This is a genomic window from Kitasatospora sp. NRRL B-11411, from assembly GCF_000721345.1.
Lineage (GTDB): Bacteria > Actinomycetota > Actinomycetes > Streptomycetales > Streptomycetaceae > Kitasatospora > Kitasatospora cineracea.
In genome coordinates this window covers 1-15,610 of record NZ_JOGH01000021.1, presented here as the reverse complement: position 1 = coordinate 15,610, position 15,610 = coordinate 1, and the positions used below count along the sequence as shown (strand labels likewise).

14 protein-coding genes are annotated in these 15,610 nt (G+C 71.7%); 11 read left to right on the top strand and 3 right to left on the bottom strand.

Annotation, left to right across the window (positions count from 1 at the left end):
• Positions 1–48: 48 nt before the first annotated feature.
• Positions 49–825 (bottom strand): maleylpyruvate isomerase family mycothiol-dependent enzyme, encoded by a 777-nt coding sequence (locus IH44_RS0113000; protein ID WP_051816840.1) that lies wholly within the window; start codon positions 823–825, stop codon positions 49–51.
• A 254-nt stretch (positions 826–1,079) separates the two neighbouring features.
• On the opposite strand from IH44_RS0113000, the gene uvrA reads away from it, so the two are divergent.
• The 11 genes from uvrA (at position 1,080) to IH44_RS0112945 (ending at position 13,704) form a co-directional block, all read left to right on the top strand.
• The gene (gene uvrA, locus IH44_RS0112995; RefSeq protein WP_030459660.1) at positions 1,080–3,959 is read left to right on the top strand and encodes an excinuclease ABC subunit UvrA; all 2,880 of its coding nucleotides are present in this window, start codon (positions 1,080–1,082) and stop codon (positions 3,957–3,959) included.
• 112 nt (positions 3,960–4,071) lie between these two features.
• Positions 4,072–4,491, top strand: coding sequence for a Rieske (2Fe-2S) protein (locus IH44_RS0112990; protein WP_030459659.1), 420 nt, complete (start codon positions 4,072–4,074; stop codon positions 4,489–4,491).
• A gap of 52 nt (positions 4,492–4,543) precedes the next feature.
• A complete protein-coding gene (gene uvrC / locus IH44_RS0112985) occupies positions 4,544–6,550 on the top strand; it encodes an excinuclease ABC subunit UvrC (RefSeq protein ID WP_030459658.1) in 2,007 nt (668 codons plus the stop codon).
• A gap of 50 nt (positions 6,551–6,600) precedes the next feature.
• Positions 6,601–7,431, top strand: coding sequence for an RNase adapter RapZ (gene rapZ, locus IH44_RS0112980; RefSeq protein WP_232794924.1), 831 nt, complete (start codon positions 6,601–6,603; stop codon positions 7,429–7,431).
• Between the two features lie 86 nt (positions 7,432–7,517).
• The gene (yvcK, locus tag IH44_RS0112975; protein ID WP_030459656.1) at positions 7,518–8,552 is read left to right on the top strand and encodes a uridine diphosphate-N-acetylglucosamine-binding protein YvcK; all 1,035 of its coding nucleotides are present in this window, start codon (positions 7,518–7,520) and stop codon (positions 8,550–8,552) included.
• A complete protein-coding gene (gene whiA, locus IH44_RS0112970; protein WP_014138611.1) occupies positions 8,543–9,523 on the top strand; it encodes a DNA-binding protein WhiA in 981 nt (326 codons plus the stop codon). The genes yvcK and whiA overlap by 10 nt, the downstream gene beginning before the upstream one ends.
• A gap of 237 nt (positions 9,524–9,760) precedes the next feature.
• Positions 9,761–10,768 carry a type I glyceraldehyde-3-phosphate dehydrogenase gene (gap, locus tag IH44_RS0112965; RefSeq protein ID WP_014138612.1) on the top strand — a complete coding sequence of 336 codons (1,008 nt, stop codon included), beginning with the start codon at positions 9,761–9,763 and terminating at the stop codon, positions 10,766–10,768.
• A gap of 164 nt (positions 10,769–10,932) precedes the next feature.
• Complete coding sequence (gene pgk / locus IH44_RS0112960) at positions 10,933–12,138, top strand: phosphoglycerate kinase (protein ID WP_030459655.1); 1,206 nt, start codon at positions 10,933–10,935, stop codon at positions 12,136–12,138.
• A gap of 8 nt (positions 12,139–12,146) precedes the next feature.
• Positions 12,147–12,932, top strand: a complete 786-nt coding sequence (tpiA, locus tag IH44_RS0112955; RefSeq protein WP_030459654.1) for a triose-phosphate isomerase — start codon at positions 12,147–12,149, stop codon at positions 12,930–12,932.
• Positions 12,933–13,020: 88 nt separating this feature from the next.
• Positions 13,021–13,254, top strand: a complete 234-nt coding sequence (gene secG, locus IH44_RS0112950) for a preprotein translocase subunit SecG (protein WP_030459653.1) — start codon at positions 13,021–13,023, stop codon at positions 13,252–13,254.
• A gap of 162 nt (positions 13,255–13,416) precedes the next feature.
• Positions 13,417–13,704: an RNA polymerase-binding protein RbpA gene (locus tag IH44_RS0112945; protein ID WP_014138616.1), complete on the top strand. Its 288-nt coding sequence runs from the start codon at positions 13,417–13,419 to the stop codon at positions 13,702–13,704.
• 25 nt (positions 13,705–13,729) lie between these two features.
• Here IH44_RS0112945 and IH44_RS49385 read toward each other — a convergent pair whose 3' ends face one another.
• Positions 13,730–15,346, bottom strand: a complete 1,617-nt coding sequence (locus tag IH44_RS49385) for an NB-ARC domain-containing protein (protein WP_051816839.1) — start codon at positions 15,344–15,346, stop codon at positions 13,730–13,732.
• A gap of 70 nt (positions 15,347–15,416) precedes the next feature.
• A partial coding sequence (locus IH44_RS0112935; RefSeq protein ID WP_030459651.1) for a 6-phosphogluconolactonase occupies positions 15,417–15,610 on the bottom strand: 194 nt, incomplete at its 5' end.

Here is a 15,610-nt window from a genome sequence, read left to right as displayed (position 1 = left end):
ACGCCGCTCCTCGTTCGCCGCTGGGGGTTCTCCCGTCAACCGGCCCCATCATCCCATCGGGGGGAGCTCGGGCAGCGCCGTGCGGGGGTCGACCAGGCCCTCGTCACCGCGGTGGACCTGCAGGCCGTCCCCGTTCGAGCGGCCGGACAGCCAGCCGGTGAGCGCCCGCACCGGACCCTCCGCGACCAGCCCGGGCCTGCCGCCGCCGTCGCCGTCGCCCCCGAGCCGGGCCTCCAGCCCGGCGTCCTCGGCGACCAGCAGCACGGCGGGCAGGCCCGGCAGCTCGCCGAAGTGCGCGCCCAGCCGCCGGAACTCGGCGACCGCGAACGGCTCGGGCCAGTGCGCCGGGGTGTAGCCGGCGTTCAGGTCGACGTGGTGGTACTCCAGCTCGGCGAGCCGCTTCACCGGCAGCTGCCAGGCCGGGAAGACGTAGCCGGAGCGGTGGGTGAGCGGGACGGTCCAGTGCTCGGGCGCCAGCAGGGCGGCGGCGTCCTGGAAGCGCTGCTGGCTGGCCCGGACGTCGGCGACCTGCTCGGCCAGCGGGCGCCCGGCGCCGGCCTCGATGTCGGCGTCCCGGGCCTCCGGGCTCGGGTACTGCGGAATGTTCTCGCCGGTGCGGGCGCTGGTGAGGAGGTTGACCAGCGAGTCCGCGTTGCGGGCGATGTGGGTCAGCACGTGCCCGCGGGTCCAGCCGGGCAGTCCGGACGGCTCGGGCAGCTGCGCGGGCTCCAGCTCGGCGAGGGTGTGCAGCAGCAGTTCGGTGCTCTCCGCGGTGGCCCGCAGCTGCTCGGCGGCTGCGGCGGCTGCGGCGGTGGCGTCGCTCATCGGGGCGGTGCCTTTCGACGGTCGGGTGGGACGGGGCACGGCGGTGCGACCCGGACCCGGGCGTTGCCCGAGTCGGTTGTCAGTCGTTGACGCTACCGTCGAGCGCGGGTGCCGTTCACCCGTCCGGGTGGCTCCGGCTGGACAGGCTCAGATTCGAACGAATGAGCCAGTACGCTGGCGGGCGCATCCTGGAAGAAGCACTGAAGAAGCTCAACTCCCTCCTCCCTTCGACCCGGAGAAAGGCGCCAGTAGCAGTGGCAGACCGCCTCGTCGTCCGTGGTGCACGCGAGCACAACCTCAAGAACGTCTCGCTCGACCTGCCCCGGGACTCCCTCATCGTCTTCACGGGCCTCTCCGGGTCCGGCAAGTCCTCCCTCGCCTTCGACACGATCTTCGCGGAGGGCCAGCGGCGCTACGTCGAGTCGCTCTCCTCGTACGCCCGGCAGTTCCTCGGCCAGATGGACAAGCCGGACGTGGACTTCATCGAGGGCCTCTCCCCGGCCGTCTCGATCGACCAGAAGTCCACCAACCGCAACCCGCGCTCCACCGTCGGCACCATCACCGAGGTGTACGACTACCTGCGCCTGCTGTTCGCCCGGATCGGCAAGCCGCACTGCCCGCACTGCGGCCGCCCGATCGCTCGGCAGTCGCCGCAGGCCATCGTCGACAAGGTGCTGGAGCTGCCCGAGGGCACCCGGTTCCAGGTGCTCAGCCCGGTGGTCCGGGAGCGCAAGGGCGAGTTCGTCGACCTCTTCGCCGACCTGCAGTCCAAGGGCTACGCCCGGGCCCGGGTGGACGGGCAGACCGTCCAGCTGACCGAGCCGCCGGTGCTGAAGAAGCAGGAGAAGCACACGATCGAGGTGGTCATCGACCGCCTCACCGTGAAGTCGAGCGCCAAGCGCCGGCTCACCGACTCGGTGGAGACCGCCCTCAAGCTGGCCGGCGGCATGGTGGTGCTCGACTTCGTCGACCTGGCGGAGGACGACCCCGAGCGCGAGAAGATGTTCTCGGAGCACCTCTACTGCCCGTACGACGACGCCTCCTTCGAGGAGCTGGAGCCGCGCTCCTTCTCCTTCAACTCCCCGTTCGGCGCCTGCCCGGACTGCTCGGGCCTGGGCAACCGGATGGAGGTCGACCCGGAGCTGCTCGTCCCCGACGAGGAGAAGTCGCTCGACGAGGGCGCCATCCACCCCTGGTCGCAGGGCGCCACCAAGGAGTACTTCCAGCGGCTGGTCAACGCGCTGGCCGGCGAGCTCGGCTTCCGCACCGACATCCCGTGGGCCGGCCTGCCGGTCCGGGCGAAGAAGGCGCTGCTGTACGGCCACAAGACCCAGGTCGAGGTCCGCTACCGCAACCGCTACGGGCGCGACCGCTCGTACACCACCGCCTTCGAGGGCGTCGTCCCGTTCGTGACGCGCCGGCACTCCGAGTCGGAGAGCGACGCGGGCCGCGAGCGCTTCGAGGGCTACATGCGCGAGGTGCCCTGCCCGACCTGCAAGGGCACCCGGCTCAAGCCGGTGGTCCTCGCCGTCACGGTGATGGACCGCTCGATCGCCGAGGTCTCCGCGATGTCGATCAGCGACTGCGCGGACTTCCTCGGCGAACTGCGCCTGGACCGGCGGGACAAGCAGATCGCCGAGCGGGTGCTCAAGGAGGTGCTGGAGCGGCTGCGCTTCCTGGTCGACGTCGGCCTCGACTACCTCTCGCTCAACCGTGCCGCGGGGACGCTCTCCGGCGGCGAGGCCCAGCGGATCCGGCTCGCCACCCAGATCGGCTCCGGCCTGGTCGGCGTGCTCTACGTGCTGGACGAGCCGTCCATCGGCCTGCACCAGCGCGACAACCACCGCCTGATCGAGACCCTGGTCCGGCTGCGCGACATCGGCAACACCCTGATCGTCGTCGAGCACGACGAGGACACCATCAAGACCGCCGACTGGATCGTCGACATCGGCCCCGGCGCCGGCGAGCACGGCGGCAAGGTGGTGCACTCCGGCTCGCTGAAGGAACTGCTGGCCAACGAGGAGTCGCTGACCGGCCAGTACCTGTCCGGCAAGCGCGCCATCCCGATCCCGGCGGCCCGCCGCCCGCGGGACAAGAAGCGCCAGCTGGTGGTGCACGGCGCCCGCGAGCACAACCTCAAGGACGTCACGGTCGCCTTCCCGCTGGGCACCTTCACGGCCGTCACCGGCGTCTCCGGCTCCGGCAAGTCCACGCTGGTCAACGACATCCTGTACGCGCACCTGGCCCGCGAGCTGAACGGCGCCCGCAGCGTCCCCGGCCGGCACACCCGGATCACCGGCACCGACCTGGTCGACAAGGTGGTGCACGTCGACCAGTCGCCGATCGGCCGCACCCCGCGCTCCAACCCGGCCACCTACACCGGCGTCTTCGACCACGTGCGCAAGCTGTTCGCGGAGACCCAGGAGGCCAAGGTCCGCGGCTACCTGCCCGGCCGGTTCTCGTTCAACGTCAAGGGCGGCCGCTGCGAGAACTGCTCCGGCGACGGCACCATCAAGATCGAGATGAACTTCCTGCCGGACGTCTACGTCCCCTGCGAGGTCTGCCACGGCGACCGCTACAACCGGGAGACGCTGGAGGTCCACTACAAGGGCAAGTCCATCGCCGAGGTGCTGAACATGCCGATCGAGGAGGCGCTCGACTTCTTCGAGGCCGTCCCCGCGATCGCCCGGCACCTGAAGACGCTCAAGGAGGTCGGCCTCGGCTACGTCCGGCTCGGCCAGCCCGCCACCACGCTCTCCGGCGGCGAGGCCCAGCGCGTCAAGCTCTCCGCCGAACTGCAGAAGCGCTCCACCGGGCGGACGGTCTACGTCCTGGACGAGCCCACCACCGGCCTGCACTTCGAGGACATCAGCAAGCTGATCAAGGTCCTGGAGGGGCTGGTCGACAAGGGCAACACCGTCATCGTCATCGAGCACAACCTCGACGTCATCAAGACCGCCGACTGGCTGGTCGACATGGGTCCCGAGGGCGGCTCCGGCGGCGGCAGCGTGGTCGTCGAGGGCACCCCGGAGGAGGTCGCGGCCACCACCGCCAGCCACACCGGGAAGTTCCTGCGCGACATCCTGCCGGGCGTCTCGGACGCGGCGCCCGCGGCGAAGCGCCGCAAGAAGTAGCCCGCCGTCCACCGGGTCCGCCCGGGGAGCGCCCGCCGCTCCCCGGGCGGACCCGTCGGTGCGTGCTACGTTGCTGGGTTGCTGGCGCCCTTCCCCGCACCGAGGAGTCCCGATGCCCGAGCCCACCGCCTCCCGCCGTACCGTCCTGTGCTGCGCGGCCGTCGCGCTGGCCGGTGCCACGGCCGCCGGGTGCTCCTCCTCCGGTGGAGGCAAGGACGAGGCGAAGTCGACGACCGGCCCGGTCGACCTCGGCGCCGCCGCGGACGTCCCGGTCGGCGGCGGGAAGGTCTACCGGGAGCAGGGCGTCGTGGTGACGCAGCCGACGGCGGGGGAGTACAAGGCGTTCAGCGCGAAGTGCACGCACGCCGGATGCCTGGTCAACGGCGTGGTCAAGGAGCAGATCCAGTGCCTGTGCCACGGCAGCCGGTTCGGCATCGCCGACGGCGCCGTCCAGGACGGCCCGGCGCCGAAGCCGCTGCCCGCCTACCAGGTGGCGGTGCAGAACGGGAACCTCCAGGTCACCAAGAGCTGACGAACCGCGGCGGGCGCCGCGGAGTGTCGGCGCCAGTCGGTACGGTAGGGGCATGGCTGACCCGTCCACCTACCGCCCCGCACCGGGGGCGATCCCGCTCTCGCCCGGGGTGTACAAGTTCCGCGACGCGCACGGCCGGGTCATCTACGTGGGGAAGGCGAAGAGCCTGCGCCAGCGGCTCTCCTCGTACTTCCAGGACGTGGCGCACCTGCACCCGCGCACCGCGACGATGGTGACCACCGCGGCGTCCGTGGAGTGGACGGTGGTCTCCACCGAGGTCGAGGCGCTGCAGCTGGAGTACTCCTGGATCAAGGAGTTCGACCCGCGGTTCAACGTCAAGTACCGGGACGACAAGAGCTATCCGGAGCTGGCGGTCACCCTCAACGAGGAGTACCCCCGGGTCCAGGTGATGCGCGGGGCGCACAAGAAGGGCGTGCGCTACTTCGGCCCGTACGGGCACGCCTGGGCGATCCGCGAGACGGTCGACCTGATGCTCCGGGTCTTCCCGGTCCGCACCTGCTCCAACGGCGTCTTCAAGCGGGCCCAACAGGTCGGCCGCCCCTGCCTGTTGGGGTACATCGGCAAGTGCGCGGCGCCCTGCGTGGGCCGGGTGTCCGCCGAGGAGCACCGCGAACTCGCCGAGGAGTTCTGCGACTTCATGGCCGGCCGGACGGGCAACTACCTGCGCCGGCTCGAACAGCAGATGCAGCAGGCCGCTGCCGAGATGGAGTACGAGAAGGCCGCCCGGCTGCGCGACGACCTGGGCGCGCTGAAGCGCGCGATGGAGAAGAACGCGGTCGTCCTGGGCGACGGCACCGACGCCGACCTGCTGGCCGTCGCCGAGGACGAACTCGAGGCGGCCGTGCAGATCTTCCACGTCCGCGGCGGCCGGGTCCGCGGCCAGCGCGGCTGGGTCACCGACAAGGTCGAGGACGTGGACACCGCCGGCCTGGTCGAGCACGCCCTCCAGCAGCTGTACGGCGAGGGCAGCGAGCAGGTCCCGCGCGAGGTGCTGGTGCCCGCACTGCCCGGGGAGGCCGTGCACGAGTGGCTGTCCGCCCTGCGCGGCGCCCAGGTCGACCTGCGCGTCCCCCAGCGCGGCGACAAGAAGGACCTGATGGAGACGGTCCAGCGCAACGCCCAGCAGGCGCTGGCCCTGCACAAGACCAAGCGCGCCTCCGACCTCACCACCCGCAGCCGGGCCCTCCAGGAGATCGCCGACGCCCTGGAGCTGGACTCGGTGCCGCTGCGCATCGAGTGCTTCGACATCTCGCACCTCCAGGGCGAGGACGTGGTGGCCTCCATGGTGGTGTTCGAGGACGGCCTGGCCCGCAAGAGCGAGTACCGGCGCTTCCAGATCAGGACCTTCGAGGGCCAGGACGACGTCCGCTCGATGCACGAGGTGATCACCCGCCGGTTCCGCCGCTACCTCCAGGAGCGCGAGCAGACCGGCGAGTGGGCGGTCCCGGAGCAGGAGCCCGCCGAGGGCGAGGAGGCGCTGACCGACGAGAACGGCCGCCCCAAGCGCTTCGCCTACCCGCCGCAGCTGCTGGTGGTCGACGGCGGGCAGCCGCAGGTCGCCGCCGCCGTCCGGGCGCTGGACGGGCTGGGCATCGACGACGTCGCGGTGTGCGGGCTGGCCAAGCGGCTGGAGGAGGTCTGGCTGCCCGGCCAGGACGACCCGGTGGTGCTGCCGCGCTCCAGCGAGGGCCTCTACCTGCTGCAGCGGGTGCGCGACGAGGCGCACCGCTTCGCCATCACCTACCAGCGGGCCAAGCGCGCCAAGCGGCTCACGGCGGGGGAGCTGGACTCCGTCCCCGGGCTGGGCGAGACTCGCCGCCGGGCCCTGCTCAAGCACTTCGGTTCGCTGAAGAAACTGCGCGCGGCGACCGTCGACGAACTGTGCGAAGTGCCCGGGGTCGGGCGCCGCACCGCCGAGACTGTTGCCGCAGCCTTGGCCTCCCGTACACCTGCCGCATTCGCGGTCAACACCGCGACCGGCGAGATCATCGAAGACAGCACGGCCACAGCAGTACCGAGAAGCGGGGAAGAGACGTGACAGTGTCCAACGGGGGGGAGACCACCCCCGAGCTGGTGATCATCTCGGGGATGTCCGGGGCGGGCCGCTCCACCGCCGCCAAGTGCCTGGAGGACCTCGGCTGGTTCGTGGTCGACAACCTGCCTCCCGCGCTGATCCCCACCATGGTCGACCTCGGCGCCCGCTCGCAGGGCGCGGTGCCGCGGATCGGCGTCGTGGTCGACGTCCGCGGCCGCACCTTCTTCGACGACCTGCTGACCTCGCTGGAGGAGCTGGAGAAGCGCGGCGTCCGGCTGCGCGTCGTCTTCCTCGACTCCTCCGACGACGCCCTGGTCCGCCGCTTCGAGTCGGTCCGCCGCCCGCACCCGCTGCAGGCCGACGGCCGGATCGTCGACGGCATCGCCCAGGAGCGCGAGCTGCTGCGCGAGCTGCGCGGCGAGGCCGACCTGGTGGTCGACACCTCCAACCTCAACGTGCACCAGCTGCGCGCCAAGATGGACGCCCAGTTCGCCGGCCAGGACGAGCCGGAGCTGCGCGCCACCGTGATGTCCTTCGGCTTCAAGTACGGCCTGCCGGTCGACGCCGACCTGGTCGTGGACTGCCGCTTCCTGCCCAACCCGCACTGGGTGCCCGAGCTGCGGGCCCGTACCGGAACCGACCCGGACGTGGCAGAGTACGTGTTCCAGCAGCCCGGGGCGCAGCAGTTCGTGGACGGCTACACCGAGCTGCTGCGGATCATCACCGAGGGCTACCGCCGCGAGGGGAAGCGCTACATGACGCTTGCCGTAGGCTGCACCGGAGGCAAGCACCGCAGCGTGGCGATGTCCGAGCAGCTGACGAAGCGTCTGATCGCGGACGGCGTCGAAACGGTGCTGGTCCACCGGGACATGGGCCGGGAGTAAGCGGCCGGGAAACCCCCGTACCGCCGCCCCGGCCGAGCACGAGACAGGAACATGGGGTCGGCGTGACGGGATACGTGCCAGCGCGGCTGCAGCTCCGGACCAGACCTGCCGAGCGGGCCGTCCAGTCACCGCGGCCCGGCGTGCCGAAGATCGCCGCGCTGGGCGGCGGCCAGGGCCTGTCCGCCTCGCTGTCCGCGCTGCGCCGGCTGACCACCGAGCTGACCGCCGTGGTCACCGTCGCCGACGACGGCGGCTCCAGCGGCCGGCTGCGCGCCGAGCTCGGCGTGCTGCCGCCCGGCGACCTGCGCAAGGCGCTGGCCGCGCTGTGCGGCGACGACGAGTGGGGCCGCACCTGGTCCGAGGTGATCCAGCAGCGCTTCGCCGGTACCGGCGAGCTCGGCGGCCACGCGGTCGGCAACCTGCTGATCGTCGCGCTGTGGGAGAAGCTCGGCGACCCGGTGGAGGCGCTGAACTGGGTCGGCCGGCTGCTGAACGTGCAGGGCCGGGTGCTGCCGATGTCCGCCGTCCCGCTCGACATCGAGGCCCTGGTGCGCGGCCACGACCCGCTGCGCCCCGCCGAGGTGACCGCGGTGCGCGGACAGGCGTCGGTGGCCGTCACGCCCGGCACCGTGCAGTCGATCCGGCTGCTCCCGGACGAGCCGCCCGCCGTCCCGGAGGCCGTGCAGGCCGTCCTGGAGGCGGACTGGGTGGTGCTCGGCCCCGGCTCCTGGTTCACCAGCGTGCTGCCGCACCTGCTGGTCCCCGAGCTCGCCAAGGCGCTCACCGAGACCCGGGCCCGCCGCCTGCTGACCCTCAACCTGGCCCCGCAGCCCGGCGAGACCGAGGGCTTCACCCCGCAGCGCCACCTGGAGGTGATCGCCGACCACGCCCCCGGCCTGGCGGTCGATGCGATCCTGGTGGACGAGCGCGCGGTCAGCGGCGGCGCCTTCGGCCTGGCCGACCTGGCCGGCTTGGAACAGGCCGCCGAGCGGATGGGCGCCGCACTGGTGCTCGACTCGGTGGCCCGCGACGACGGGACGCCGCGACACGACGCGGAGCTCTTGGCCGCGGCGTACGACCGGATTTTCCGGACTCATGGAAGGATCGGCCCATGGCGATGACGGCAGCGGTGAAAGACGAGATCTCCCGGCTTCCCGTCACCCGTGCCTGCTGCCGCAAGGCGGAGGTCTCGGCGATCCTGCGTTTTGCGGGCGGACTGCACATTGTGAGCGGCCGCATCGTGATCGAGGCGGAGCTGGACACCGGCATTGCGGCCCGGCGGCTGCGCAAGGACCTCCTGGAGATCTTCGGACACTCCTCGGATCTGGTGGTGATGGCCCCCGGCGGGCTGCGACGCGGCAGCCGGTACGTGGTGCGGGTGGTGAAGGACGGCGAGCTGCTGGCCCGGCAGACCGGGCTGGTGGACGGACGCGGACGGCCGATCCGGGGCCTGCCCCCGGCGGTGGTCTCCGGCGCGACCTGCGACGCGGAGGCGGCCTGGCGCGGCGCGTTCCTCGCCCACGGCTCGCTGACCGAGCCCGGGCGCTCCTCCTCCCTGGAGATCACCTGCCCCGGCTCCGAGGCGGCGCTCGCCCTGGTCGGCGCGGCCCGCCGGCTCGGCATCCCGGCCAAGGCCCGCGAGGTGCGCGGCGTCGACCGGGTGGTGATCCGCGACGGCGACGCGATCGGCGCGCTGCTCACCCGCCTCGGCGCGCACGAGTCGGTGCTGGCCTGGGAGGAGCGCCGGATGCGCCGCGAGGTGCGGGCCACCGCCAACCGGCTGGCCAACTTCGACGACGCCAACCTGCGCCGCTCGGCCCGCGCCGCGGTCGCCGCCGGCGCCCGGGTGCAGCGCGCCCTGGAGATCCTCGGCGAGGAGGTGCCCGAGCACCTGGCCGCGGCCGGCGCGCTGCGCATGCAGCACAAGCAGGCCTCGCTGGAGGAGCTCGGCGCGCTCGCCGACCCGCCGCTGACCAAGGACGCGGTGGCCGGGCGGATCCGCCGGCTGCTGGCGATGGCCGACAAGCGGGCCGCCGAGCTCGGCCTGCCGAACACCGAGGCCAACCTGACCGAGGAGATGGCCCTGAACTGACGGGACTGACGGGAAGTCAACCGTCCGACCGCGCACCGAGGGGCGCGCGGAGCAGGCCGCGGCAGCCGCCGCACCCGCTCCGCGCGCCCCTTCCGCGCACCCGGGCCGCCCCGTCCCAACCGGTGAGGCGATGTGCCTTGCAACACTTGGGGGAGGTAGGGTCAGCAGTGGTCGGGGACAACCCAAATTTCACCCCCGTCGGGCTCCGGCCCGGCGTACCTAAGAGGAGATCGGTTCGTGACGATCCGGGTAGGCATCAACGGGTTCGGCCGCATCGGCCGCAACTTCTTCCGTGCGGTCAAGTCCCAGGGCGCTGACATCGAGATCGTCGGTGTCAACGACCTGACCGACACCAAGACGCTGGCTCACCTGCTCAAGTACGACACCACTCTCGGTACCTTCCCCGGCGAGGTCTCGCACACCGAGGACAGCATCACCGTCGACGGTCACACCTTCAAGGTCACCGCCGAGCGCGACCCCGCCAACCTTCCCTGGGCCGCCCTGGGCGCCGACATCGTCGTCGAGTCCACCGGCATCTTCACCAAGGCCGATGCTGCGAAGAAGCACATCACCGCCGGTGCCAAGAAGGTCATCATCTCGGCGCCCGCCAGCGACGAGGACATCACCATCGTCCTGGGCGTCAACGAGGACAAGTACGACGCGGCGGCGCACGACATCATCTCGAACGCCTCCTGCACCACCAACTGCGTGGCGCCGATGGCGAAGGTCCTGCACGAGAACTTCGGCATCGTCAAGGGCCTGATGACCACCGTGCACGCCTTCACCAACGACCAGGTCACCCTGGACTTCCCGCACAAGGACCTGCGTCGCGCCCGCGCCGCCTCGCAGAACATCATCCCGACCTCGACCGGTGCCGCCAAGGCCACCGCCCTGGTCCTGCCGGAGCTCAAGGGCAAGCTGGACGGCACCTCGCTGCGCGTCCCCGTCCCGACCGGCTCCATCACCGACCTGGTGGTCACCCTCGAGCGCGAGGTCACCAAGGACGAGGTCAACGCCGCCTTCCAGAAGGCCGCGCAGGAGGGCCCGCTCAAGGGCTACCTGGCGTACACCGAGGACCCGATCGTCTCCTCGGACATCGTGAACGACCCGCACTCCTGCATCTTCGACTCGCAGCTGACCATGGTGCAGGGCAACCAGGTCAAGGTGCTCGGCTGGTACGACAACGAGTTCGGCTACTCGAACCGCCTGGTCAACCTGGTCTCGCTCGTCGGCGACCAGCTCTGATCCCAGCGGTAGCTGACGTGACGTGAGGGGCAGGGCCCGGACGGCTGTCACCGCCGACCGGGCCCTGCCGCTGCGCCCGCCCCCGTCCGTCCTACCCCTCGATACCGGTGGCCCGCCGTCGTGTCGCCGTCTGCGCACCGTTCCACCCCCTGAGGAGCAAGACCGTGAAGACGATCGAAGACCTGGAGGTCTCCGGCAAGCGGGTGTTCGTCCGCGCCGACCTCAACGTGCCGCTGTCCGGTGACACCATCACCGACGACGGCCGGATCCGCGCCGTCGCGCCGACCATCGCCAAGCTCGTCGAGCGCGGCGCCCGCGTCGTCGTCGCCTCCCACCTGGGCCGTCCCAAGGGCGAGCCGGACCCGAAGTTCTCCCTCGCGCCGGTGGCCGTCCGCCTCGGCGAGATCCTCGGCCGGCCGGTGGCGTTCGCCACCGACACCGTCGGGGACAGCGCGAAGGCCACCGTCGCCGCCCTCGGCGACGGCGAGGTCACGCTGCTGGAGAACCTGCGCTTCAACGCCGGCGAGACGTCCAAGGACGACGCCGAGCGCGGCGCGTTCGCCGACGCCCTGGCCACCCTGGCGGACGTGTACGTCGGCGACGGCTTCGGCGCGGTGCACCGCAAGCACGCCTCCGTCTACGACCTCCCGGCCCGGCTGCCGCACGCGGTCGGCGACCTGATCGCCACCGAGGTGGGCGTCCTCAAGCGCCTCACCGAGGACGTGGCCCGCCCGTACGTGGTGGTGCTCGGCGGCTCCAAGGTCTCCGACAAGGTCGGCGTGATCGAGAACCTGCTCGGCAAGGCCGACCGGATCCTGATCGGCGGCGGCATGATGTACACCTTCATCGCGGCCCAGGGCCACGGCGTCGGCGCCTCGCTGCTCCAGGAGGACCAGATCCCGGTCGTCCAGGACTACCTGAAGCGCGGCGCCGAGCAGGGCGTGGAGTTCGTGATCCCGGTCGACACCGCGGTCTCGGGCAGCTTCCCGGACGTCAAGGGCGGCGCCCCGGTCGAGGACTACGCGGTCGTCGACGTGGACGCGATCCCGGACGGCGCGCTCGGCCTGGACATCGGCCCGAAGACCGCGCAGCTGTTCGCGGAGAAGATCGCCGACGCGAAGACCGTGTTCTGGAACGGCCCGATGGGCGTCTTCGAGCACCCGGCGTTCGCCGACGGCACCCGCGCGGTCGCCCAGGCGCTGCTCGACTCGGACGCGTTCACCGTGGTCGGCGGCGGCGACTCGGCGGCGGCGGTGCGCACCCTGGGCTTCGACGAGACGGAGTTCGGACACATCTCGACCGGCGGTGGCGCGAGCCTCGAGTACCTGGAGGGCAAGACCCTCCCCGGTCTCGCCGCCCTGGAGGACTGAGAAGGATCATGACTGAGCGTCTCCCGCTGATGGCGGGCAACTGGAAGATGAACCTCGACCACCTCGAGGCCATCCAGCACACCCAGAAGCTGGCGTTCTCGCTGGCCGACAAGGACTACGCGGCCGTCGAGGTCGCCGTCCTGGTCCCGTTCACCGACCTGCGCTCCGTGCAGACCCTGGTCGACGGCGACAAGCTGAAGCTCAAGTACGGCTCGCAGGACATTTCGCAGCACGACGGCGGGGCCTACACCGGCGAGGTGTCCGGCCCGATGCTGGCGAAGCTGAAGGTCGCCTACGCGGTGATCGGCCACTCCGAGCGCCGCCAGTACCACGGCGAGAACGAGGAGATCGTCAACGCCAAGGTGAAGGCCGCCTACCGCAACGGGATCACCCCGATCCTGTGCATCGGCGAGCCGCTGGAGATCCGCAAGGCCGGCACCCACGTCGCGTACACCCTGGCCCAGCTCGACGGCGCCCTCGACGGCGTCCCGGCCTCGGACGCCGAGAGCATCGTCGTCGCGTACGAGCCGGTCTGGGCGATCGGCACCGGCGAGGTGGCCACCCCCGAGGACGCGCAGGAGGTCTGCGGCGCGATCCGGGCCCGGCTCGCCGAGCTGTACGGGGCCGAGCTGGCCGACAAGGTCCGTGTCCTGTACGGCGGTTCGGTGAAGTCCTCGTCGGCGGCCGGCCTGATGGCCAAGCCCGACGTCGACGGCGGCCTGATCGGCGGAGCCTCCCTGGACGCCGACGAGTTCGTCAAGATCGTGCGCTACCGTGAGCAGGCAGTAGGCTAACGCCGCCGCAGCAACGTAGGCTTTGGGGCCGGACCGCGTGGAGCGGGCCCGGCCCCTTCGCCGAAGATTCGAGAGAGTTGGTCCCGTCGTGGTTCTCGGGTTCGAGATTGCTCTGATCATCCTGAGCGTGCTGATGATCCTGATGGTGCTGCTTCACAAGGGCAAGGGCGGCGGCCTGTCCGACATGTTCGGCGGCGGCGCGGCCTCGACCGGTGGCGGCTCCGCGGTGGCCGAGCGCAACCTCGACCGCATCACCGTGATCCTCGGGATCGCGTGGTTCGCCTGCATCGTGGTGCTCGGGTTGCTGCTCAAGAACAACTGACAGGAAGTCGCCGGGCGATGGTGGCGCCGGCTTAACTCGCGCTTACACTAGGACGACTTCGCCACCGTCCGCCCAGCCGCGGCCGGACGGCACCAGCACGCAGGGAGTCAGACCGTGGCAAGTGGCAACGCGATCCGAGGCAGCCGAGTCGGCGCCGGCCCGATGGGCGAGGCGGAGCGCGGTGAATCCGCCCCGCGCAACCGCATCTCCTTCTGGTGCGCCAACAAGCACGAGACGCGCCCCAGTTTCGCCGCCGAGGCGGCCATCCCGGACACCTGGGACTGCCCGCGCTGCGGCTTCCCGGCCGGCCAGGACGAGCACAACCCGCCCGCCCCGGCCCGCAACGAGCCCTACAAGACCCACCTCGCCTACGTCCGCGAGCGCCGCACCGACGCCGACGGCGAGGCGATCCTCGCCGAGGCGCTGGCCAAGCTGCGCGGCGAGATCTGAGCGCGACAGCACCACGCGAAGGGCGTCACCGGCCACCGGTGGCGCCCTTCGCCATGTCGGTCAGCTGTTCCTCCAGCTCGCGGAGCTCCGCCTCCTGTGGGCCGAGCAGGCCGCCCATCCGCTCGGCGCCGGCCCGGAAACGGCAGAGGCCGTCGGAGAGCAGACGGAAATACTCGGGCAGCACGTCCGGGGTCAGCTCGGGTTGGGCGGCGTTGGCGGTCAGTTCCTTCAGCAGTACGAGCAGGCTGCTCAACTCGGGACCACGGGGCAGGGAGGCGGAGCTGGTGAACAGATCGTCGACCGATTCGATTCGGATCATTTCGGTGAGGTCCTCACGGTGCGGGGCACTGCCCCGGGCGGCCCCGACGTTCCCGACCGCGATGGCTCGGAAGACCGCGCTCTGCAGCAGATACCACGTGATGCCGTCATCCAGTGCGGCGGAGACGTGGGGGTCGAGTCCGAATCCGACAGCATGGTGCGTGGCGAAGACGTTCTCGCCCTCGGCGGAGATCCACTCCCCGCGGGCCCGCAAGTTCGGTTCGATGGTGGCGGCCACCGCGGCGTAGAAGCGCGCCAGCCGGACCATGCCCTGCTCGGCGTCGTCCGCGGGTCGTTCGGCGGCGTACAGCTTGACCAGGTCGTGCAGGCGGTAGCGGCGGTCCGCGGCTTCGACCAGGTGGGCGCGGGTCAGGGAGCGCAGCAGGCGGAGGGTCTCGCGTTCGGGGAGGTCGGCGAGGGCGGTGGCGGCGTCCAGGGCCAGGTCCGGGCCGGGGTGACGGCCGAGGAGGGCGAAGAGGCGGGCCTCGGCGGGGGCGAGGTGGTGGTGGGAGAGGTCGAAGGCGGTGCGGACGGTCAGGTCGGGGCCGTAGTCGAGTTCGGTGAGGCGTTCGCGGGTGTCGGTGAGGTCGGTGGCGAGTTCGGCGGGGGTGCGGTCGGTGAGCAGGGCGCCGGCCACCCGGAGGGCGAGCGGGAGGTGGCCGCAGAGGCGGGCGACTTCGGTGAAGGCGGGGTCGGGGTGGCCGGAGAGCTCGGTGAGCAGGGCGACGGACTCGTCCTCGTCCAGGGTGCCGACCCGGAAGTGGTGCGGGGTGAGGGTGCGGTCGGACAGCACGTGGCGGCTGGTGACCAGGACGCGGTGGCGCGGGTCGCCGGGCAGCAGCGGGGTGACCTGGGCGGGGGAGGAGGCGTTGTCGGCGATCAGCAGCAGCGGGCCGTCGGCGGCGGCCAGCAGGGTGCGGTAGCGGTGCTGCTTGGCGGCCGGGTCCTCGGGCGGGAGGTCCTCGCCGAGGGCGCGCAGCAGGGTGTCGAGGGCCTGCTCGGGGGCGACGGGGTGTTCGTCGTAGCCGCGCAGGTCGACGAAGAGGGTGCCGCCGGGGAAGAGGTGCCGGGTGCGGTGGGCGGCTTCGACGGCCAGGGCGGTCTTGCCGATGCCGCCCAGTCCGGCGAGTGCGGAGACCAGCAACGGGCCCTCGCCGGTGGCGAGTTCGGTGACCAGGTCGGCGAGGAGCGGTTCGCGGCCGACGAAGAGTCCGCGCGGGGGGAGCCCGGACGGACGGGTGGCGGGCTTGTCCAGGCTGAGCGAGCCGACCTGCAGGACGCCCGCCGCGAAGCTGCCGCCGGTGATGCTGTTCTCCGTCTCCACAGCAGAGTTGTAGCAGGACGCACGAGGCCCGGTCCGGGGAACCGGACCGGGCCTCGTGCGACGTGCGGACTCAGGCGGGCTTGCCCGCCGCCGCCTCGTCCAGCAGCCACAAGGTCCGCTCGGTGCCGGTGACCGCGCCGGCCGGGGCCGTGGCGGCTCCCGGGGCGGTGCGGGCCAGGGCGACCGCGTCGGCCTTGTCGGGGCCGGCGGCCAGCAGCCACACCTGGCGGGCGTGGTGCAGGGCGGGGAGGGTGAGGGAGAGGC

What these genes read in the sequence shown, in the direction of transcription:
- tpiA (WP_030459654.1), top strand. Translation starts at nt 12,147, where the DNA reads ATGACTGAGCGTCTCCCGCTGATGGCGGGCAACTGGAAGATGAACCTC.
- whiA (WP_014138611.1), top strand. Translation starts at nt 8,543, where the DNA reads ATGGCGATGACGGCAGCGGTGAAAGACGAGATCTCCCGGCTTCCCGTC.
- IH44_RS0112945 (WP_014138616.1), top strand. Translation starts at nt 13,417, where the DNA reads ATGGGCGAGGCGGAGCGCGGTGAATCCGCCCCGCGCAACCGCATCTCC.
- rapZ (WP_232794924.1), top strand. Translation starts at nt 6,601, where the DNA reads ATGTCCGGGGCGGGCCGCTCCACCGCCGCCAAGTGCCTGGAGGACCTC.
- IH44_RS0112990 (WP_030459659.1), top strand. Translation starts at nt 4,072, where the DNA reads ATGCCCGAGCCCACCGCCTCCCGCCGTACCGTCCTGTGCTGCGCGGCC.
- uvrC (WP_030459658.1), top strand. Translation starts at nt 4,544, where the DNA reads ATGGCTGACCCGTCCACCTACCGCCCCGCACCGGGGGCGATCCCGCTC.
- IH44_RS0113000 (WP_051816840.1), bottom strand. Translation starts at nt 825, where the DNA reads ATGAGCGACGCCACCGCCGCAGCCGCCGCAGCCGCCGAGCAGCTGCGG.